This window comes from Olsenella profusa, assembly GCF_016900315.1.
In the GTDB taxonomy this organism is placed as follows: Bacteria; Actinomycetota; Coriobacteriia; order Coriobacteriales; family Atopobiaceae; genus Thermophilibacter; species Thermophilibacter profusus_A.
Genome location: NZ_JACSNQ010000004.1, coordinates 12,127 through 31,546, shown reverse-complemented (window position 1 = coordinate 31,546; position 19,420 = coordinate 12,127). Strand labels below are relative to the sequence as shown.

The 19,420-nt window shown below is 71.6% G+C and carries 17 protein-coding genes; 9 read left to right on the top strand and 8 right to left on the bottom strand.

All coding sequences use genetic code 11. The annotated features are described in order from the left end of the window. Nucleotides 1-507 precede the first annotated feature (507 nt). Both H9X80_RS03240 and H9X80_RS03235 read right to left on the bottom strand, forming a co-directional pair. A complete protein-coding gene (locus tag H9X80_RS03240; RefSeq protein WP_204792920.1) occupies nucleotides 508-1,758 on the bottom strand; it encodes an ATP-binding protein in 1,251 nt (416 codons plus the stop codon). Between the two features lie 159 nt (nucleotides 1,759-1,917). After that, nucleotides 1,918-4,071 carry a HelD family protein gene (locus H9X80_RS03235; protein WP_204792919.1) on the bottom strand — a complete coding sequence of 718 codons (2,154 nt, stop codon included), beginning with the start codon at nucleotides 4,069-4,071 and terminating at the stop codon, nucleotides 1,918-1,920. A gap of 140 nt (nucleotides 4,072-4,211) precedes the next feature. Here H9X80_RS03235 and H9X80_RS03230 point away from each other — a divergent pair, with 140 nt between their 5' ends. Continuing rightward, nucleotides 4,212-5,213, top strand: a complete 1,002-nt coding sequence (locus H9X80_RS03230; RefSeq protein ID WP_204792918.1) for a DUF362 domain-containing protein — start codon at nucleotides 4,212-4,214, stop codon at nucleotides 5,211-5,213. A 470-nt stretch (nucleotides 5,214-5,683) separates the two neighbouring features. Beyond that, nucleotides 5,684-7,183 (top strand): tyrosine-type recombinase/integrase, encoded by a 1,500-nt coding sequence (locus H9X80_RS03225; protein ID WP_204792917.1) that lies wholly within the window; start codon nucleotides 5,684-5,686, stop codon nucleotides 7,181-7,183. A 374-nt stretch (nucleotides 7,184-7,557) separates the two neighbouring features. On the opposite strand, the gene H9X80_RS09055 is transcribed toward H9X80_RS03225, so the two are convergent. Both H9X80_RS09055 and H9X80_RS03210 read right to left on the bottom strand, forming a co-directional pair. Beyond that, on the bottom strand, nucleotides 7,558-8,997 hold the full coding sequence (locus tag H9X80_RS09055) for an ATP-binding protein (protein WP_239471534.1): 1,440 nt from the start codon (nucleotides 8,995-8,997) through the stop codon (nucleotides 7,558-7,560). A gap of 95 nt (nucleotides 8,998-9,092) precedes the next feature. Then, nucleotides 9,093-10,499, bottom strand: a complete 1,407-nt coding sequence (locus H9X80_RS03210; RefSeq protein WP_204792916.1) for a hypothetical protein — start codon at nucleotides 10,497-10,499, stop codon at nucleotides 9,093-9,095. Between the two features lie 289 nt (nucleotides 10,500-10,788). On the opposite strand from H9X80_RS03210, the gene H9X80_RS03205 reads away from it, so the two are divergent. The 7 genes from H9X80_RS03205 (at nucleotide 10,789) to H9X80_RS03175 (ending at nucleotide 15,776) form a co-directional block, all read left to right on the top strand. After that, nucleotides 10,789-11,448, top strand: a complete 660-nt coding sequence (locus H9X80_RS03205; protein ID WP_204792915.1) for a hypothetical protein — start codon at nucleotides 10,789-10,791, stop codon at nucleotides 11,446-11,448. A 329-nt stretch (nucleotides 11,449-11,777) separates the two neighbouring features. Continuing rightward, on the top strand, nucleotides 11,778-12,077 hold the full coding sequence (locus H9X80_RS03200) for a DUF2958 domain-containing protein (RefSeq protein ID WP_204792914.1): 300 nt from the start codon (nucleotides 11,778-11,780) through the stop codon (nucleotides 12,075-12,077). Further along, nucleotides 12,074-12,325 (top strand): hypothetical protein, encoded by a 252-nt coding sequence (locus H9X80_RS03195; RefSeq protein ID WP_204792913.1) that lies wholly within the window; start codon nucleotides 12,074-12,076, stop codon nucleotides 12,323-12,325. The genes H9X80_RS03200 and H9X80_RS03195 overlap by 4 nt, the downstream gene beginning before the upstream one ends. A gap of 327 nt (nucleotides 12,326-12,652) precedes the next feature. Continuing rightward, complete coding sequence (locus H9X80_RS03190; protein WP_204792912.1) at nucleotides 12,653-13,303, top strand: hypothetical protein; 651 nt, start codon at nucleotides 12,653-12,655, stop codon at nucleotides 13,301-13,303. A gap of 305 nt (nucleotides 13,304-13,608) precedes the next feature. After that, nucleotides 13,609-14,031 carry a hypothetical protein gene (locus H9X80_RS03185; protein WP_204792911.1) on the top strand — a complete coding sequence of 141 codons (423 nt, stop codon included), beginning with the start codon at nucleotides 13,609-13,611 and terminating at the stop codon, nucleotides 14,029-14,031. A 9-nt stretch (nucleotides 14,032-14,040) separates the two neighbouring features. Continuing rightward, a complete protein-coding gene (locus tag H9X80_RS03180) occupies nucleotides 14,041-15,291 on the top strand; it encodes a relaxase/mobilization nuclease domain-containing protein (protein WP_204792910.1) in 1,251 nt (416 codons plus the stop codon). After that, nucleotides 15,276-15,776 (top strand): hypothetical protein, encoded by a 501-nt coding sequence (locus H9X80_RS03175; RefSeq protein ID WP_204792909.1) that lies wholly within the window; start codon nucleotides 15,276-15,278, stop codon nucleotides 15,774-15,776. The genes H9X80_RS03180 and H9X80_RS03175 overlap by 16 nt, the downstream gene beginning before the upstream one ends. A 129-nt stretch (nucleotides 15,777-15,905) precedes the next feature. On the opposite strand, the gene H9X80_RS03170 is transcribed toward H9X80_RS03175, so the two are convergent. Genes H9X80_RS03170 through H9X80_RS03155 form a run of 4 tightly spaced genes read right to left on the bottom strand, consistent with a single transcriptional unit; the run spans nucleotide 15,906 to nucleotide 19,405 of the window. Then, nucleotides 15,906-17,171 (bottom strand): ABC transporter permease, encoded by a 1,266-nt coding sequence (locus tag H9X80_RS03170; protein WP_204792908.1) that lies wholly within the window; start codon nucleotides 17,169-17,171, stop codon nucleotides 15,906-15,908. After that, nucleotides 17,164-18,093, bottom strand: coding sequence for an ABC transporter ATP-binding protein (locus tag H9X80_RS03165; RefSeq protein ID WP_204792907.1), 930 nt, complete (start codon nucleotides 18,091-18,093; stop codon nucleotides 17,164-17,166). The genes H9X80_RS03170 and H9X80_RS03165 overlap by 8 nt, the downstream gene beginning before the upstream one ends. A 41-nt stretch (nucleotides 18,094-18,134) precedes the next feature. Beyond that, a complete protein-coding gene (locus tag H9X80_RS03160; protein WP_204792906.1) occupies nucleotides 18,135-18,899 on the bottom strand; it encodes a hypothetical protein in 765 nt (254 codons plus the stop codon). Next, complete coding sequence (locus tag H9X80_RS03155) at nucleotides 18,896-19,405, bottom strand: sigma-70 family RNA polymerase sigma factor (RefSeq protein WP_204792905.1); 510 nt, start codon at nucleotides 19,403-19,405, stop codon at nucleotides 18,896-18,898. Before H9X80_RS03155 ends, H9X80_RS03160 begins: the two co-directional genes overlap by 4 nt. Nucleotides 19,406-19,420: the final 15 nt, after the last annotated feature.

Sequence of the window (19,420 nt, the reverse complement as noted above, 5' to 3'; positions counted from 1 at the left end):
CCCGCCGGGCACGCCCGTACGTTGGGTGTACCCGTCAGGTGCACCCATCTGCCATGCGCACTCACCAAGTGCACTCCTCGTGCGCGCCTGTCCGCTGGGTGCACTCATCAAGTGCACCCATCTGTCAGGTGCACTCCTCAAGTGCACCCGGGAGGAGGCGATTTATCGCTCAAGTGCACCGATTTGGCGAGAAATACCTTCAAGTGCACTGACCTCGCAGTGCACTTAGCGGGTGCACTTGGCGAATGGCCGTCAGGTGTACCCGAAAGACGCGTCGGCGGTGCACTTAGCTGGTGCACCTACGAGATGTGGCTGCGGGTCGTGCCAAGCGGTGCACGTAGCGGGTGCACTTGTGGGCCGGCCGGGGTCGGCCGGGGTCAGCCGGGGCCGACCGGGCTGACCGGGGGCGGCTGATATGGCGCGCCAGCAGAGCGCGCCAGCGGAGCGCACCAGCAGGGTGCACCTGAAGCCTGCACCGAAGCCCGGCCGCGTTGCCGGCGACGGCCCCTACGTGTGCAGCAGGGCGTCGACGAGGCGATTGTCCTCTGGATCGGGCGAGCCGAGGGGCAGCCCGCAGGCCTCGAAGAAGTGGCTGCCGGCAAACTGCCGCGCGCGGAACGTGTCGTGCGCGCCGTCGTCGAGGTAGCGCACGCGCGAGAGGCAGTCGGTGGTGGCGCAGTAGAGGACCCCGTGGCGCTCGGCGTAGGCGAGGTAGGTCTCGTCGTCTGACCAGAGGGTCACGCCGGCCATGTTCTCCAGCTCGTAGGCAACGGCGTACTCCGTCCACGGGATCCCCCGGACGCGCACATAGCGGTCGAGCAGGGAGGCCATCCGCGTCACGCGGCGCATCGTGGCCGGCGCGTCGATGAGGCGCGCGCCCTCGGCTGGCGGAAAGAGCGCGCGCTGCGTCATCGTGTCCAGCGCGCGGTCGCGCTCGTCCCCCTCAAGCAGGACGGCGGGCACGGAGAGCTTCATGGACTCGTCGTCAAAGAGCTCGATGGCCGAGTGCGGCACCACCGTCTCGTTGCGCGCGGGCATGCGGAAGACCAGGCTGTCGTGGGCGTGCTGCACGCGGCAGGAAAGCCCCTGCTGGGAGAACGCCTCGCGCATGGCCGCCGCGCAGGCGTTGGTGTGCTCGCGGGCATGGGCGTCCTCGGCCTCGCGACCCATGCGGAAGAGGTAGAGGTTGAAGAGCGGCAGCTCGCCGGGGGAGGCCGCGGCCATCGGGTAGTGGACGGTGCGCCGGCAGAAGGCGCGCACCTCAAGCCGGCGGCGCGTGGCCTTGTCGTAGAGGTCGACGAGGGCGGTCCCCGCCGCGGGGCCGGACGTGGAGCCCTCGCGAATCTCCACCACGCCGTCCGCCACGTAGGGCGGGAAGTCCCCCTCGTAGACCTGAACCAGAATGACGCCCTGTTCAGGTGTGGTGGGGTCGGAAAGGAAGCGCGCGTCGAAGCGCGGGGCGGGGGAGACGTGGCGCCGGCAGAGCTCGCCGATGGTCTGACTCACGTCGGCGACGGGGCGCGGCACCGGGCAGACGTCCTTCTCGGCATCGGACAGACCGATCACGAGCCAGCCGCCGCGCGAGTTGGCAAACGACGCCACGATCTTGGGGATCTTGCGCCTCACGCTGGCCGAGAAGGTCTGCTTGAACTCGAGGGCAAAGCCCTCCTCGAGCTCGCGCAGCTGGGCGAGGTCGGCAAACGCGACGTCCGCAAGCGTCTTGGGCGTGCCCTGCTCGTCGTGGAAGGGGCTGAACATGCGGGTCTCCCCTCGGTCGTCTCCCTTTCCCGCAGTATACCCGCGGAGCCGGTCGTGACGGGCCGCCGCGGGACGCAAGGCAATCCAGGGCGCACCCGCAACAAGTCTCGCACAACAACGCCGGCGAGAAGAACCTCCTGCCCCGGCTCCCCGCCCTCGCTACCGCTCCGCCAGCAGCGGGGTGAGCTCGCCCTGCGCGAGGACGGTCACGCGGTGCATGGCGCGGGAGAGCGCGGTGTAGAGGCGCCGGCGCGCGAGCGGGGTGTCCGGGTAGACCTCGGCCTGGGCGTCGGGCACGATCACGTGGTCGAACTCGAGGCCCTTGGCCGTGCGCAGCGGCAGCAGGATCACGCCGCTGGCCGGTAGGTTCTTGTCGCCGCGCACCACGGGGGCCGCGTCGCCGAGCTGCTTGGAGAGCCAGTTCACGCGTGCGTCGCTCTCGGCCACCACGGCCGTGAGGCCCTCGCCCGGGTCGGCCACGGCCGCCCGCAGCGCCGTGAGGTAGTCGTCGCGGTCGTCGAATGAGCGGATCACGGGCTCCACGCCGGCGCGCTGCACCGAGGTCAGGCGCAGCTGCTCGTCCGGATCCAGGAGCCCGGTGAAGAGCGCCGTGATCTCCGGGGAGGAGCGGTAGCTCGTGAGCAGGCGGCACTCGTCCACGCTGCCGTGCGTGGTGCGGAAGATGTCGGCGATCTGCGCAAAGCTCGCCGTCCCCTCGTAGATGGCCTGGTGCTCGTCTCCCAGCAGCAGGAAGTGAGCGCGCGAGAAGAACCGTGCAAGTACCATGAGCTGGGCCTCGGTGTAGTCCTGCACCTCGTCGACCATGACGTAGCGCGCGTCACGGCTGCCCACGCCGGTGAAGAGCAGCCGCAGCCACAGCCACTCGGTGGCCGAGAGCGCGCCCTGGCCGAGGAGGCGCATGCCGATGCGGTCGAGTCGCAGCCACGCCAGGCGCTCGATCTCGTCGTGGGCGCCGGCATAGCGCGCCTCCACGTAGCGCCGTGCGTACTCGAGCGTCTCATTGTCGTCGTCCGGGGAGATCGTCTCGCCGAAGACCTCCACCTGCTGCTCCACGTCCATCTCGAGCAGCTCCTCCTGGAGCTCCTCGCTCTTGGCCATCTGGGCGAGGCGGCGGTTGAGCCGGTCGTGCAGCTCCTCCTTGACGAGCGCCGTGAAGCGCGGGCCCACCTCGAAGTCGGCGTACTTCTCTACGGCGCCCTTGACCTGCCCCTGCTTGAGCAGCACCTCGCCGTCAAAACGAATCTCGCGCAGGTCGTCCGGCTCGATTACGAGCCCGTGGGCCGCGCGCTCCATACGGCGCAGCGTCTCGGGGGAGGTGGACAGGCCGAGGTCCCTCTCGCCGGCGCCCTGCTCGCTCACAAAGGCGCGCCACGTGAACGTCTGCGGGTTGGCCTCGCCCATCGAGGGCAGCACGGTGTCGATGTAGCTCTCAAAGACGCTGTTGGGCGTGAAGAGCCACACCTGGTCCGGGCGCAGGGTCTTGCGCTCGCGGTAGAGCAGGTACGCGATGCGCTGCAGCAGCACGCTCGTCTTGCCCGAGCCCGCGATGCCGTTCACCAGCAGCACGGGGACGTCCTCGTGGCGGACCACCTCGTTCTGCTCGCGCTGGATGGTGGCCGTGATGGCCTTGAGCTTCTCCGAGTGGTGCTTCTTGAGCGCGCCGAGCAGCAGCGAGTCCTGGATCGCCACCGTGGTGTCGAAGTAGGAGTTGAGCCGGTCGCCCACGATGTCGAACTGGCGGCGCAGCAGGAGGTTGACGGTGCGCCGCTTACCCGCGGCCTCGTAGCTGGTGGGGCCCATCTCCTGGTTGTAGTAGGTCTCGGCCACGGGGCTGCGCCAGTCCACCACGAGCGGGCGGCTGTGCTCGTCGGTCATGCCGGCGGTACCGATGTAGACGTCGCGCGGCGGCCGGCCGGGGCGCATCTCAAGCGTGACCTTGGCGAAGTAGGGCTGCAGCAGGAGCATCATCACGCGGCGCAGCTTGTCCACGTTGGCGTCATGGTGCTGGTTGTAGGCGTCGATGATGGAGTTCAGGGCCTCGATGGAGGCGGCCGCCTCGGCGAGGTCGTCGTAGTTGGGGTCGTCCACGTCCAGGACGTCGACGTTGACCTCCTCGCTCATCTCGATGAGGTCCTTGACCGAGGTGACGTGCATGGCGTCAAGCGTGGACGTGAGGTCGTCGCGGATCTCCCTCAGCTTGGCGTAGAGCTCGCTGAGGTGAGCCTGCTCCGCCTGGAAGACGGGGTCTTCTCGCTGGGTGTCGTTCGAGGCGTTGAGGGTATCGTCTGCCATGGCGCTTCTCCTGCCGATTCGCAAGAATTTCGAGTTATCAATGGTACGCCACGACCGCCGCCGGGACAAGAAAAACAAGTGACGTCGCGTCTCTAAAGGGTACAATGAGCACAGGGAAAGCCCGCGGACAAGGAGGCAGCATGGCCGAGAAGAACCCCGTTCCCGGAACCGGCGGAGACGTGTACGTTCCCTACGAGGACCGTGACGGCAACGAGTCGATCGTCTACTTCACGCGCGACCTCTCCGCGGCCGGCCTGCGCCGCGCCTACGAGCAGGTGAGCGGCAACATCTCCGGCAAGGTGGGCGTGAAGCTCCATACTGGCGAGCAGCACGGCCCCAACATCCTCCCGCGCGACTGGGTGGCCGAGCTCATGGCCGCCGACCTGCCCGGCGCCGCCATCGTGGAGACCAACACCTACTACGAGGGCGACCGCTACACCACCGGGCAGCACCGCGAGACCCTGCGCGTCAACGGCTGGACCTTCGCGCCGGTCGACATCATGGACGAGGACGGCTGCACGCCCTTCCCCGTGGCGGGCGGCAAGTGGTTCGACGCGGTCCACATGGGCTCCCACCTGGCCGACTACGACTCGCTCGTGGTGCTCACGCACTTCAAGGGCCACACGCAGGGCGGCTTTGGCGGCTCGGCCAAGAACATCGGCATCGGCTGCGCGGACGGGCGCGTGGGGAAGAAGGAGATCCACACCACGCCGGGCTCGGAGGACATGTGGGACATCGCGCGCGAGGAGTTCATGGAGCGCATGATGGAGAGCGCCAAGGCGGTGTGCGACCACTTTGGCAGGAAGATCACCTTCGTGAACGTGATGCGCAATATGAGCGTGTCGTGCGACTGCGAGGGCACGGCCGCCGCTCCCGTGGTGACGCCGAACGTGGGCATCATGGCCTCGACGGACATCCTCGCCCTTGACCAGGCGTGCATCGACGCCGTCTACGCCATGGGCGAGCAGGACCACCACGACCTCGTGGAGCGCATCGAGACGCGCCACGGCCTCAGGCAGCTCACCTACATGCGCGAGCTCGGGATGGGCAACTGGCGCTACGCCCTGCTCGACCTGGACAACGGCGGGGCGCGCATCACCGCGGCTGACGCCGTGGAGGGCGTCGTCCCGTTTGAGGGCTAGGGTCTGCGGACTGCTGCGTTCGCGCCGAAACCGCGCTTGCGCCGAAGCCGCGCTCGCGCCACCGGTGCGTAACAAAAAAGGTCGGAGGCCCTGAGGCCTCCGACCTGAGCATGTATGGTCGCGGGGGCAGGATTTGAACCTACGACCTTCGGGTTATGAGCCCAAGACCGAGCTCTCAACGACGTATAACCATGTTATCGGATTGTGTTTCTTTTGTACCGTCTACCTGCGGTTTTGAGTCAATCTCGTTATCTCTCGCGCAACGGCGAAAAACGGCGTACCTTGCTCGATTCCCCCCGATTCCCCCCAAATCAGTTAGCTACATCTAACATATTCCCCCCTTGCTAGAATTCGCCGCGAGGGAGGGCGGGCGACTCGTCCCTCCCTCGAGGGGGCGCTCCGCGTCTCCGGACGAACCAGGCGGCCCCTCTTCCACACCATGGGCCGCCGAGAGCACAAGGGAGGCGGCCATGCCGAAGGTGACGGGCTGCGGCGAGATCGAGGAGATCGAGCGCGGCAAGGTCTACCGCATCAGGCACCACCTCGGGAGGGACCCCGAGACCGGGAGGTACCTGAGGTCCCCCAAGAGGACGGTGCACGGAACGAAGTCGGACGCGAGGAGGGCGCTCGAGGAGTACCGGCGCGAGCTCGAGGAGGGGTTCGCGAACCCCGAGAACCTGACGGTGCCCGAGCTCGGGTGGAGGTGGCACGAGCAGCGCAAGCTCCTCAAGGACCTCTCGCCCCTCACGCACGCGACCGACGAGTGCGAGCTCAGGAAGGTGGAGCGCTGGTTCGGCGGGATCCTCGTCTCGGACCTCTCGCTCTCGCTGCTCAACATGGTCTACTCGAGCATGCGCGAGGACCACGGCGTGTCGCAGCGCGGCGTCCACAAGCTCAACGCCGTCCTCAGCCAGGTCATGGACCTCGCCGTGAAGGAGCGCCTCGTCAAGCACAACCCGTGCCGCGACGTGGACGCGTCGCGCCCGCGCTCCGCCGAGCGCACTCCCCTCACGCTCGACGAGGCCATAGCGCTGTGCCAGGCGCTCAGGTCCGAGGGCTTCGACGGCCGCCGCGTCGCCGTGTGGCTCGCGCTCGCGACCGGGGTGAGGCGCGGCGAGGCGCTCGGCCTCACGTGGCGCTACGTCGACTTCGAGAACCGCCGCATCTACATCAAGTACCAGTACACGCGCGACAAGAAGCTGCGCGAGACCAAGAACAAGCGGTCGAGGTGGATCGCCGTCGACGACGGGACGGTCGCCTACCTGAGGACCTGGAGGGCGGTGCAGGCCCGCAGGATGCAGGTCCAGGGGCTCGCCCAGGCGCCCGACACCCCGGTGTGCTCCGACGACGCCTTCGGGCTCCACGACCCGGACAACTTCTCGGCGTGGCAGCGCGGCTACTTCGTCGAGCACGGTCTCGGCAGGATCGAGGAGCCCGAGGAGGGCGGGCGCAAGCGGAGGCGCTACGTGGGCTACGACTTCCACGAGCTGAGGCACACGCAGGCGACCTTCCTGATCGGCAACGGCATCGACCCCAAGAGCGTGCAGGGGCGCCTCGGCCACGAGGTGTCGAGCATGACGATGGACGTCTACGCCCACACCATCGGCGGGAACGACCGCGAGGCCGCCGACCTCATGGGCAGGCTGCTGATGACGGGCGGCGAGGGCGCCGGCGACGCCCCGGGGGAGGCGGACGACGCCGGGGAGCCCGAGGGGGCGCCCGCCGCGCCCGCTGCCGCCGGGGCCGAGCCGGTGAGGCTCACCGTCGTCGGCCCCGACCCCGACTCCCGGCCGTGCCCGGGGGCGAGGCTCGTCGAGCGCGAGGTCGTCCGCGACGGGCGCACCGTCTGGGTAGAGGAGTGGAGGGTCACGCTCTCCTCGGTCGGCGAGCTCCTCGAGCTCCAGAGCGGCCTCGGCGCGCCCGTCCTGCTCGAGGGCGGACGCCTCACGGTGATGGCGGAGGGCGCGTGAATGATATTGCGTAGTCTCCCCGGCGCGGCTCGCCGCTCGGGGAGACTATGCAATCTGTTGGGAAGGCTTCGAATTCAAGCTCCGTGTGACTGGTCGCCCGGGTCTGACAAGGTCCGACAGAGGTTCGACAGCCCTGAGGACCAAGACGAGCCTCTCTGGTGACCCCGGCACCCGAGGTCCGACAAGGTCCGACAGAGGTCCGACAAGATCTCGAGCCGGGAGGCGCACTTGTGGGGCACGCCGGCGGCCGAGGTCCGACAAGGTCCGACAGAGGTCCGACAAGATCTCGAGCCGGGAGGGGCGCGTGCAGGGGGCGCCCCGGCGGCCGAGGTCCGACGGAGGTCCGACAGAGGTCCGACAGAGCCGGGGGCAAGCTACGCGACTGTGTAGTACTGCATGGGGTCGTTGGTCGAAGTCCCGTGCCATTCAAGGACCCCTCGGTTCGAGAGCCCCTTGAGCACGCGCGTGGCGGAGCGCTGGCTCCTGTTGATGAGCGAGGAGAGCTCCCTCGGGGTCACGCGGCCCCTCGCGTAGGCTGCCTGGACCGCGACGATCTCGTACTCGCCGAGGCCGTCCAGGACCTCCCGTGAGATCCTGTCCTCGAGGGCGTCCCGCTGCCTGAGGGTCCTCGCGACGATGTTGTTCTCCAGCGTGAGCTGGACCTTCGTCCCGTCCGGCTCGCTGAAGACCGGGTCGTTGAGCAGGAGCCTCTGCATCTCGGTGTAGATGCGCTTCACGCCCTCGTTGAGCTCCCGGACCCAGCCGAACTCCACGAGGGTGCGTGCGATCCTGGGGTTCCTCGAGTAGCGCGTCTCGCGCATGTTGTCGAGCGTGACCGTGTTGGGGAGCCTGCCCGGGCTCAGGATCTCGAGCCTGTCGTCGTACATGGAGACCCGGATGTAGTCCCCCGCGTAGGCGTAGTCGCGGTGGGTGACGGCGTTGACCAGGCCCTCGAACCAGGCGAACTCGGGGTACTCCGGCACGGTCTGGAACCTGCCGTCGTCCCCGAGGAACTGGAACTCCCTCAGCATCCCGGAGATGAGGGAGAAGGCCCCGTCGACGACCTTGGGGATGGGCCCGTCGAACGTGACGTCCTTGGTCGTGTTCAGCCGCTCGCCGGTCTCCATCTTGGTCCCGTCGAAGCGGAGCACGCGCACGCGCGCCTGCGGGAGGAAGGCGGCCGGGCACTCGCCGAAGAGCAGGAGCCCCGCCACGGTGAGGCGCCCGTCGCGCATGAAGCGCCTCGCGCGGAGGACCTGCTCGTCGGGGGCGTCCGTGCCGAGGATCTCCTTGTAGCGGGCGAGGACCTCGCGGTCCACGTCCCCGATCCCGGAGTCCTCGACGAGCTCGTCCTCGAAGACGCGCTGGTTCTTGTCGTACTCGAGGGCGCGTATCTGCTCGTAGCCGAGCGTCTTGCTCTGGTCGCCCTGCCGCAGGAACACCGCGCCGTCCTTGCGCCGCGTGATGACGCGGTTGGTCGACGGCTCGACGTCCATGACGAGCACGAAGTCTTCCTCGCCGGAGGCGTTGGTGGCGGGCACGCGCGTGCAGGAGACGTCGGGCGCCGGGGAGCAGTCGGTGATGGCGCACTGCTCGAAGCGCTCGGGGTCGCGGGCGCCCTGGCGGGCGAAGCCGGTCACGGTCCCGTCGTCCTCTATGCCCACGACGACCTTCCCGCCCGACGCGTTGGCGAGGGCCACGACGTGCCGGGCGAGGTCCTCCGGCTTGATCCTCGCGCTCTTGCGGTCGAAGTAGTGGTTCTCCCGCGTGGAGGAGAGCGTCTCTATGTTGTTCGTGACGACGGGGCTCTGCATCCGTCCACCCCCCGGCTGCTCTGCGGCGCGGCGGCCGCGGTTGTTCTGAGGACATGATACCAGCGGTCGCCGTCGGCCCCTGCTGGAGGGGCGGGCTATCCCCTCTGTGCAATATCGACCATTCGGGCGACGTCCTCGTCCTTCAGCCCGAGCCGGAGCATCTGGATGGCGAGAACGACCTTCTCGAGGGCCAGCACGTCGTCCACGATGCTGTCGCCGTAGGCGACCTCGAGATGGCCGTGCGCGAGGGAGTTGCGGAGGGCCTGGATCCTCTCAGCGAGCTCGGTGAACGACTCCCTTGAGTCGAGGCAGGGGCAAAGACCCTCGATTAAGCTGGAATGATCCTTGTAGACCTGAACCATCCTAGAGGAGAAGGGCTCGCCCTCTTCCGCGACCCTGGTGAGCCGCTTCACCAGCTTTATGACCTTCTTCCTGATCTTCTTATTCCGGGCCTCCCCCTCGGCTTTCCCCAGGGTGCCGACGACGATCGACCGGGCCTCCATGGTCGACTCCTTGTGGGGGATGCCCTCGGGGTAGAGCAGGGTCGCCTCCTGGTCGAACGACGCCGCGAGGAGGATTATGCGGGCGTCGTCCCAGACGCCGACGCGGCCGGGGGACGGGAGGTGCCTGAGCGACAGCTTCCCGTCGGCGATCTTCTGGAAGAGCGCGCCCTCGAATCCGTCAACGATCCCGAGGGGGATGTGATACTTGACCTCCCCGGCACACCCAACCGGGCGTTTGCTCAGCGTGAGGCTCCCCCCGGGGGAGACGACGCGGTCCTTCCCTGTGCGCTCCCGGTACCAGCCGTTCGCCGGCTTCTCCACGAGGACCTCGACCGCGTCGAACTCCGCGCCGGAGGCCTGGAGGCAGAAGGCCAGAAAGTCGCGGGCAACCATCGCGAGGTCGAAGACGAAGGAGAAGTCGTCCTCGGCGCCGAAGCTGAGGTCGAGGGCCGACTCCACGGTGAGGGGAGGTTCCCCGGAACCGTGCTTCATCTTCTCGATGTAGAAGAGGGTGGCCCTGACCGGCCTCCCCTCGAACGTGAAGTCGCAGGAGAGGGGCTTGGGCCTCTTCGTGCTCACGGAGAATCTCGCCGCCTCTCTTTCACACCGCATGTCGAGGGCGGCCTTGTCGTCGTAGCACTTCGAGAGGTGGGGGGAGTGGAACCGAAGGCCGACGACCGGGAGGCGACGGTCGAGCTCGAAAAACGCCCTCGCCCCGACGCGAAGGGACCTGAAGAGAATGGGTTCCGGGGCGAAGGCGTCCGACTCAGGGAAGACGACGAGCTTCTCGGGGGCGTTGCTCGGGCTCAGCTCGAAGTAGTCGGACTCGATGGGCGCCCCCTCCCCCGTGAAATACCGGACGCCATTCTGGCGAAATCCGGGCTCGAGCGCCTGGGCCTTGTCCCATTCGCCGGGCCGGGGAACGAGCTCGAGCCGCTCCCCGTCGAAGCCGTACGAGAAGTCGGTGCCCTTGTAGTTCGTGTCGCCGAGGTAGAGCATCCTGAGCCTCCGATCAAAGGTGTTAGCCCGATTATTCCACGTGCGAAGTCCGTCCAATCGCGTCCCCATGCCCGCTCAGGCGCCGCGGGGGCTGTCGCGCCGGTCGGCGGCGCGTAAAGGGCCCGCAAAATCCCTCCACAGCCCCCGCGCGCGGGGCCGGTGGAGGGAGCGGCCGGGGCCTTTTCGCAGGCTCCTTGACGCGCCCCTCCTCGGCGCTCTCCCGGCAGGCAGGCCGGAGGCAAGCGCGCTTGCATCCGGCGGGCGCGGACCCGAGGAAGGGAAGGCAATCATGAGCCACTTCTCAGTTCTGGTGCTGACGGGGGAGGGGCAGGACGTCGAGGGGCTCCTGCTCCCGTACATGGAGAACTGCTGCGGCGAGCCGCCGCGCGAGTACATGGAGTTCTTCGAGGACGAGGAGTGCGAGGTGGACGAGGAGACCGGGCGCCGCGGCTACTGGCAGAACCCCAACGCCCGCTGGGACTGGTACGAGGTCGGCGGCAGGTTCCGCGGCATGCTCAGGGCGTCCCGCGGCTCGCGCGCGGTGCCCGAGCAGCTGGGCGGGCGCTACCCCGAGGGGCGCTACGACTCCGCCCGCGTGGGGGACTGCGACTTCGGCACCGACGAGGCGGCCCGCGCCGCCGCGGAGGAGTTCTGGGCGCAGGCGGTCGAGGGCGCGGGCGACGGGGCGCCGCTCACCCTCCGCTCTCCGGAGTTCTACCTGCGCAGGTACGGCGACGCCGCCACGTTCGCCGAGCTCGAGTCGGCGTTCAGCACGTGGGCGGTCGTGACGCCGGACGGCGAGTGGCACGAGCAGGGCGAGATGGGCTGGTGGGGCCTGAGCTCCGAGACCGACGAGGAGGCCCTCGGCTGGCTGCGCGGCTTCAGGGGGAGGTTCCTCGACACGGCGGACCCCGACTGGACCGCGACGGTGGTCGACTGCCACATCTAGCGGTGGGGCCCCGGGCGACCGGGGCCCGCCCTCGCCCGCGGGGGCTGCGCGCCCCCGCGCCCCGCGCCAGGGGGACCGGTCCCCCTGCACCCCCGTACCGGCACCGCCACGCCCGCTCACGCGCCGCGGGGGCTGTGGCCCGCGCCCCCGCCGCCGTAAACGGCCCGCAGGATCCCTCCACAGATCCCGCTGCGCGGCATCGGTGCAGGGACCGGCCGGGGCCTTCCCGCAGGCCGCTGACGCCGGCGGTCGCGCGGGCCCGGCGGCAGGAAGGCCGGAGGCAAGCGCGCTTGCATCCGGCGGGCGCGGACGCGAGAGAGGAGAGCGAGATGCAGGAGAGGCTCATCCCCGACGAGGTGGCGGCGACCATCCCCGCGCTGGGCGCGACGGAGGAGTGCGAGGCGCCGCTCGCCGCCGTCCACCTGTTCACCCCGGCGGGCGGCTGGGACTGGTACCTGACCGAGTACGACCCCGAGACCGGCGAGGCGTTCGGGCTCGTGCGCGGCATCGAGACCGAGTGGGGCTACTTCTCGGTGAGCGAGATGGAGGGGCTCAACCGCTCGAGGGGCGCCTCGCTCGTCGAGCGCGACCTCCACTTCGCGCCGCGCCCCGCGAGGGAGTTCGAGTGAGCGCGCGGGCGGCGGCCCTCCCCGTGCTCACCGTCGTGCTCGAGTGGGACGACGGCGAGGGCGGCGGGGCGTCCGAGGAGGGCAGGGCGCCCGCGGGCTCGGCCGAGCTCGCCGCCGCCGTCGCGCGGGCGTCCGAGGAGGCCGCCTCGCTCGCCGAGGGCGGGGGCTGGGCGTCGGTGTTCGTGGGCGAGGGCGACCTCGAGGAGGTGAACTGCGAGACCGCCGAGTGCGCCTTCTCCGCCGGGTGAGGCGCCGCCCGGGCCCGTCCGGCCCGGGCCCCGGCGGGGGCTGCGCGCCCCCGCGCCCCGCGCCAGGGGGACCGGTCCCCCTGAACCCCCGTCTCCCGCACGGCCACGCCCGCTCAGGCGCCGCGGGGGCTGTGCCCGGCGCCTCGCCCGCGTCAATGTCGCCGCAGGATCCCTCCACAGATCCCGCTGCGCGGCATCGGTGCAGGGACCGGCCGGAGGCCTTCCCGCAGCTCGTTGACCCGCCCTCGGCGCCGGGCACGCGGCAGGCAAGCCGAAGGCAAGCGCGCTTGCGTTCGGCCGGCGCGAACCCGAGAGAAGGGACGAGAGATGGGAAACAGGGCGGTCATCACCACGAGGAAGCGCGACCTAGGCGTCTACCTCCACTGGAACGGCGGGCGGGACTCGGTCGAGGCGTTCCTCGAGTACTGCAGGCTGCGCGGCTTCCGCGCCCCCGAGACCGACGACTACGGCTGGGCGAGGCTCTGCCAGGTCGTCTGCAACTACATGGGCGGCGAGGGGCTGAGCGTCGGGGTGTGGCCCTACACCACCGACGAGGCGGCGCTCTCCGCGGGCGACGACAACGGCGTCTACGTGACCGAGGGCTGGCGCGTCGTCGGGCGCGTCCTCCCGTGGGAGGGCTTCGAGGAGCAGCGGGAGTACGACCTCGACGGGATGCTGCGCGAGATCAACCGGGCGCAGCCCGAGGTGCAGAGGCTCGGGGCCTACCTCGACGCCGAGGAGGTGCCCGTCGGCGAGGTGCGCCCCGGCGACACCGTGTTCGTGCGCGAGGTCGGCGGGTCGCTCCGCCCCTACCCGGTCGTGGGCCTCGGGGACGAGGGCCGCGTGGTGAACGGCGTCAGCGTCGGGGGCGTCCCCTACGTCGCGCGCTTCTGGAACGGCGGGTGGCAGGAGAACTGCAACAACTTCCTGAGGGAGGAGACGGTCCGGCGCGTGCGCGACCCGTGGCGCAGCGCGTAGGGGGCGAGGGGGCGGCGGGCGCGCCCGCCGCCCCCTGACATCGCGTCAGGTACCGCGCCGGGGCGGCGCGAAGTACGCTGGGTTCGCGCGCACGGGGCGCCCAGGTCAGCAAGTAGCCTGCTCCGTGCGCACGGCGCCCGGAGCAGCGCGCCGCGGCGCCGTGCGGGCGCCCCCCGGCCCGATTCCGATGGCTGCGGATCGGGATCGGGCCGGGGCCCGGCGGCGATGGCTTCGCGATCGCCGCCGCGCTCGCGGCGCGCAGCGGGGGAGCCCCCGCGCCCCTGGGACGGAGAGGGAGGGAGCCCATGGAGAGGTACCCCGAGCGCCTGTACGTCAGGCTCGCGAGGGAGGACAAGGAGCGCGCGCAGGAGGTCGCCGTGGCGATGGGGCTGAACCTGTCGGACCTCGTCCGCCTCATGGTGCGCCTCGCCGCGGCGGACCCGGGGCTCGCCGCCCGCGCGGCCTCGGAGGGCGGGCCGATCGTGCTGGACACCGCGACGTGCCTGCGCATCGCGCGGGAGCTCAGGCGCTGGGGTTACCACTACAACCAGGGCGTCCACGCGCTCAACTCCGTCGCGTTCCACCTGCGGCACGGCTCGCGCGACTACGGCGACATGACCGAGGCCCTGCGCGACGCCCGCGCGGAGCTCTCCGCGGTGAACGGGGCGGCCGGGGGCCTCTGCCGCGAGATGGCGTCGCTCACCGGGCGCGCCGCGCTCTTCCTCTAGGGGGCGGCCGTGGCGAACCTCAAGGCGATAACCGGCCACACCTCGGCGCGCGGCGTCATGCGCTACCTCGAGCGGGGCGGGCGCGCTCTCGCCCGCGACTTCCTGAACCTCGCCCCGCCCGTCGCGGGAGAGGGCCCCGGCGGCCTGCCCGAGCACGGCCCCTACGACTGGGCCGCCGCCATGGACGCCACGCGCGCGGCGGCGGGCAACGACCTGCCCTGGCGCGGGCGCGCGGCGAGGACCTGGAAGCACTACGTGATCTCGCCCGACCCCCGCAACGGCGTGTCGCTCGACGAGCTCAGGGAGCTCGCGACGGCGTGGGCCAGGCGCTGGTTCACCGACTGCGAGGTGGCCGTCGTCTACCACGACGACAACGCCGGGCGCATACCCCACGCGCACGTCGTCGTGAACAACACCGTTCTCTCGACGGGCAGGCGCCTCCAGGTGCCCGACCCCCTCGAGCTCAACCGCTCACTGCAGCGCATGGAGGCGGAGCGGGGCTTCGCCCACCGCTACTCCAACGAGCGCGCGGGGTCGGGGCGCGGGAGGCCGCGCACGGCTCAGCGCGTCCACGTCAGGCGCGCGGAGCGCGAGATAGCCGCCAGGGGCGGGCGCTCCTGGGTGGCCGACATCCGCGGCAGGGTGGAGGCGGCGCGCGCCGTGTCGCGCCGCGAGGGGGAGTTCCGCTCGGCCCTCGCCGCCATGGGCGTCGAGCTCTCAGACGCCTCGCCGCGCGGCGGCAGGCGCGACTGGGTGTACTCGCTCGCCGGGACGCCCTCGCGCAGGGTGCGCGGAGAGGGGCTCGGGCTCGAGTACGGCCGCGCCGCCATCGAGGCCCGCTGGGCGGGGTCGGCCCCGCCCGCGCTGCCCCGCGAGGAGGTGGAGCGCGTCGCGCGCTCCGCGCTGGAGGTCGGGGACCTCGCCGAGCTCGACGAGCTCGCCCGGGCCGTGGGCGCGCTGGAGCGATACCGCGTCCGCGGCGCGGCGGACCTGGAGCGGCGGGCCGGGGCGCTGGAGGCCCGCGGGGACGCCGCGGGCGCGGCGGCCCTGAGGGGCGCGCACGAGCTCTTCGAGCGCAAGGGGGTGGCCCTCCCGGAGGCCGCGCCGCGGCCCCCGCGGCAGCCCGCCCCCGGCCGGGGCCCCGCGGGGCGCGGCGGACGGGCAGGCGCAGCGCCCGGCGGCGGGCGCGACGCGGGCCGGCGCGGGCGCGCGGAGAGAGGAGAGAGGGGCGAGAGGGGGAGCCGATGGTCGTCGAGGTGAGCTACGCCGACGGGCGCGAGGACGTCTTCGACCTCGAGCGGCTCTGCGAGGGGCGCGGCCAGCCGCTCGCCACGGAGTACCGCCTGAGGTTCGACCGCATGGAGAGCGACGGGCTCTGGGTCGAGGCGAACAGCTACGGCCCGGGCGATGGGGGCGTCGCCGAGCGCAGGCGCGGCTGGCGGCTCATGCTCGCCTCGCCGGAGGAGGTCCGCTCGATAGAGTCCGTGAGCAGGGACGGGAGGCTCAGGTACTGGCGGCTCGGCGGCTCGCTCGTCGACGACCGGCGGCTGTCGGCCGCCGAGCAGCGCCTCTACGAGGGCGACCCCGGGGCCTGCCTCCTGCGGCGGGCGCTGTGGCTCGACGGCGCGGTGTCGCGGGCGAGGCCCGACCTCGGCGCGGAGGAGGCGTGCGCGCTCTACGGGTTCACGCTCGCGGCGCGCGAGGAGGCCGCCGAGGCGGTCTCGGCGGCCGGGGAGGGGGTGTGAGCGATGAGGGTCCTCATGAGGGCAATCAGGTGGCTGTTCCGCGCGGTGTTCCGCTGGATGTGAGCCCCGCCGCCGGGGCCGCCCGTGGGGACTGTCTTCTGGGCGGCCCCGGCGAGTCGGGCGGGGCGGCTACGCCACCTGGCGCCTCCTGAAGGAGACCACCGCCACGGGGGTCGAGACGAGCGCAAGCGCTGCGTAGACGAGGAGCACCATGCCGATGAGGTCGAGCACGAACGGGCCGAGCGGGTAGGACTCGAGCGCCGTGTAGAGCACGCTGAAGTTGGCGAAGTTGATCGGGAAGAGCGCAAGCACGCGCTCGAGCGCGCCCACGCCGGCCGAGGGGACGAGCCCCGTGAGCAGCACGAGCACCACGTCCGTCAGGAAGACCGCGAGCGTCGAGGGGGTGCGCGACGAGAGCGCGAGCGTGAGGCACGAAAAGCCCAGGCACGCGGCGTACATGAGCCCCACGCACGCGAGCGCGGCCTGCCCCGCCGTGAGCGGGTAGGGCGAGGAGAGCGCCATGCTCTGGACCGAGAGCCCGAAGCCCTCCGCCCCGTAGAAGGCGAGCGAGACCCCGACGACGATGGCGGCGCAGAGGACGAAGTAGGCGGTGGCGTAGGCGAGCGCGGCCACGACCTTGGCCGCCACGAGCGTCGAGCGGCCGCGCCGGGTGGCGAGCACCACCGCGTCCGCGCCGGACTGGTACTCGAAGGAGAACGCGGGCGCAAGCGTCACGCATACCGCCAGGATCGCGAAGACGAGGAAGGCCGCGCAGTCGACCACGTTGCCCCAGCCGCCCGAGTAGCCGTATTCGATGGGCTCGGGCACGGAGGAGCGCATCTCCGTCCAGTACGCGCGCTCCGCCTCGGAGTACTCCCACATGCCGCCCTGGCCGTCGTCGAGGGCCGCCTGGGTCAGGTCGTCGGCGGCGCCGTACCAGTCGGCCGCCATCTCGGGCGTCACGCGGGCGGCCGTCTGCGCGGGCTCCTCGCCCGAGATCCGCCAGGGGCGCAGCAGCCAGCTCCAGTAGGGGTTGTAGAGCTCGTAGACCTCCTCGTCGGAGAAGCTCTGGAACATGAGGTCGTAGACGGCCGAGCCCGTCATCTGGGTCACGGCGTCGCGGTCGATGCGCGAGAAGACCGTCTCCTGGTAGGCGGCTATGTCCGCAGCCGCGCGCTCGGCGGTTATCGTGCCCGCGTGCTCCTCGGCGTCGGCGCGCATCTGCGCGATAGCCTCGGTGCCGGAGACGATCTCGCCCCGGGCGTTCGCCGTCTTGGTCTGGACCACGTTGAGCGCCATGATGGCGACGAGGAATACGACGACGCCGACGTTGGCCGCGAGCGCCACGCGGCGGGAGAGCATCTTCTTGAGCTCGAACAGGATGAGCCTAGGCATGGCGTCCCTCCTCGAAGTGGGACCCGCGGGCGGCGCGGGGCGATCCCGCCCCGGTCGCGCCGTCGCGGAACACGTACAGGTACAGGTCCTCGAGCGTGGGCTCGGCGGGGGCGGAGCCCGGCACCCTGGGCTCGTCGGCAACGTAGCGCAGGAGCGCCCGCCCGCCCTCGAGGTGGCGGACGTTGCCCACCGTGAGCGCGGCCTCGAGCGCCTCGGCACGCCCGGCGGGGACGGCGGCCTCCCAGACCCTGCCCTCGGCCTTGGAGACGAGCTCCTCGGGCCTCCCCGAGAGCACCACGGACCCCGCCCGCATCACGAGGATCTCGTCCGCGATGTGCTCCACGTCCGAGACGATGTGCGTGGAGAGAAGGACGATCTTGTCGCGCGCGAGGCCGGCGATGAGGTTGCGGAACCGCACGCGCTCCTTGGGGTCGAGCCCGGCCGTGGGCTCGTCGAGCACGAGGACCTCCGGGTCGTTGAGGACGGCCTGCGCGATGCCCAGGCGCTGGCGCATGCCGCCGGAGAAGGTCCGGATGCGGCGGCGCTCCTCGCCGCCGAGCCCCACGCGCTCGAGGAGGGCGAGCGAGCGGTCGCGCGCGTCGCGCCGGCCGAGGCCCTTGAGGGCGGCCATGTACTCCATGAAGTCGAGCGCCGTGAACTCGGGGTAGTAGCCGAAGTCCTGCGGCAGGTAGCCGAGGAGGGCGCGGTAGGCGTCGCCCATGCGCGCGACGGGCGCGCCGTCGTAGCGCACCTCGCCCGAGGTGGGGCGCAGCACCCCGCACACCATCCTCATGAGCGTGGTCTTGCCGGCGCCGTTGGCGCCGAGCAGGCCGTAGACGCCGGGGGCGAGCGTCGCGCTCACGCGGTCCACGGCGATCTTGGACCCGAACTCCCGGGTCAGCCGGTCGAGCGTCAGTTCCATGCTGGATTTCCTCTCTGGTAGTCGGTCTTACGGTGGGGTCGCTAGAGCGCGCCTGCGGACGCGGGCGCGTCGGCGAAGCCGGACGCCGCCGCGCGCAGCCACGCGCGGGCCTGCGCCGCGGCGAAGGCGAGGGCCGCCGCCGCGGCCGCCCACCAGGCGAGCGCCGCCGCGGGGCCGAAGGCCGCCGGGCAGACGGTGCGCGCGAGGACGCAGGCGGCGCACACCCCGGCCGCTGCGGCGACGGCGGCGACGGTCGCGTCCGGGCTCGCCACGCGGCGGGCGGCGAGGAGCCCCGCCCCGAGGGCGGCGAGGTAGGGCGCGAGCCCCTGGGCGAGCACGGCCCAGGGCGCGCCCCCCGCCGGGCCGGAGAGGGCGGCGAGGAGGGCGATCGCGAGGGCGTCCGCGCAGCAGAGCACGAGCCCCCGGGCGCACGCCGCGGCCTGGGCGTTCACGGGGCACGCGGCCTCGAGCTCGGCCATGCCGCAGGAGCGCGAGCGCGTGACGCCCGCGAGCGAGGCGAGCGCGAGCGCCGCCCCGAGAGCCGCCGCGACCGTACCGACGCCGACCCCGGAAAGGGCGCACGGCACGGCGAGGAGGGCGAGCGCCGCGTGCAGCGCCCACGCCCCCGCCCCGACGCGACGGGCCTGCCCGGCGACGACCTCCGCGGCGCGCGGCCGGGCGGGCCGTGCCATCTCGGCCGCGACCGCCTCCACGAGCGCGCGGGGCGCGGCGGCGTCGGTGCCGGGCACCGCCCGGTAGTGCTCTCGCAGCGCGTCCTCGAGGGCACGCTCTTCTCGCCTTCTCATCGTGTGCCTCCCCACTCGTCCGTCGAAACGTCCAGGTCCGCCCGCAGCGCATCGAGCGCCGACGACAGGGCGCGCGCCGCGGCGAACCTGCTCATGCCCAGCGCGGCGCCCACCTCGCCGACCGTGAGGCCCTCCCCGTACCTGAGCTCGAGCGCCTCGCGCTGGGCGCGGGGCAGGCGCGCGAGGGCCGATGCCAGGTCGCGGCGGTCGTCCGCCTCGCCCGGGTCGCCCCCGCCGGGGAGCGCCTCCGGGAGATCGGCCCACGAGGAGGCGCGGTCGCGCGCCATGTCGGCGCAGACGTTGCGGGCTATTGTGACGAGGTAGGCGCGGGCGCGGCCCCGCTCCCGGTAGCGCGATCGGGCGCGGACGAAGCGCAGGAACGTCTCCTGGGCGGCGTCCTCGGCGAGCCCCGCCGGCGCGTGCCTGCGGCAGTACCGCAGCACGTCGGCGTAGTGCTCGCCGACCAGGCGCTCCGCCTCTTCCGCCCGCCCGTTCCTCTCGCCCACGGCGCCACCTCCCTC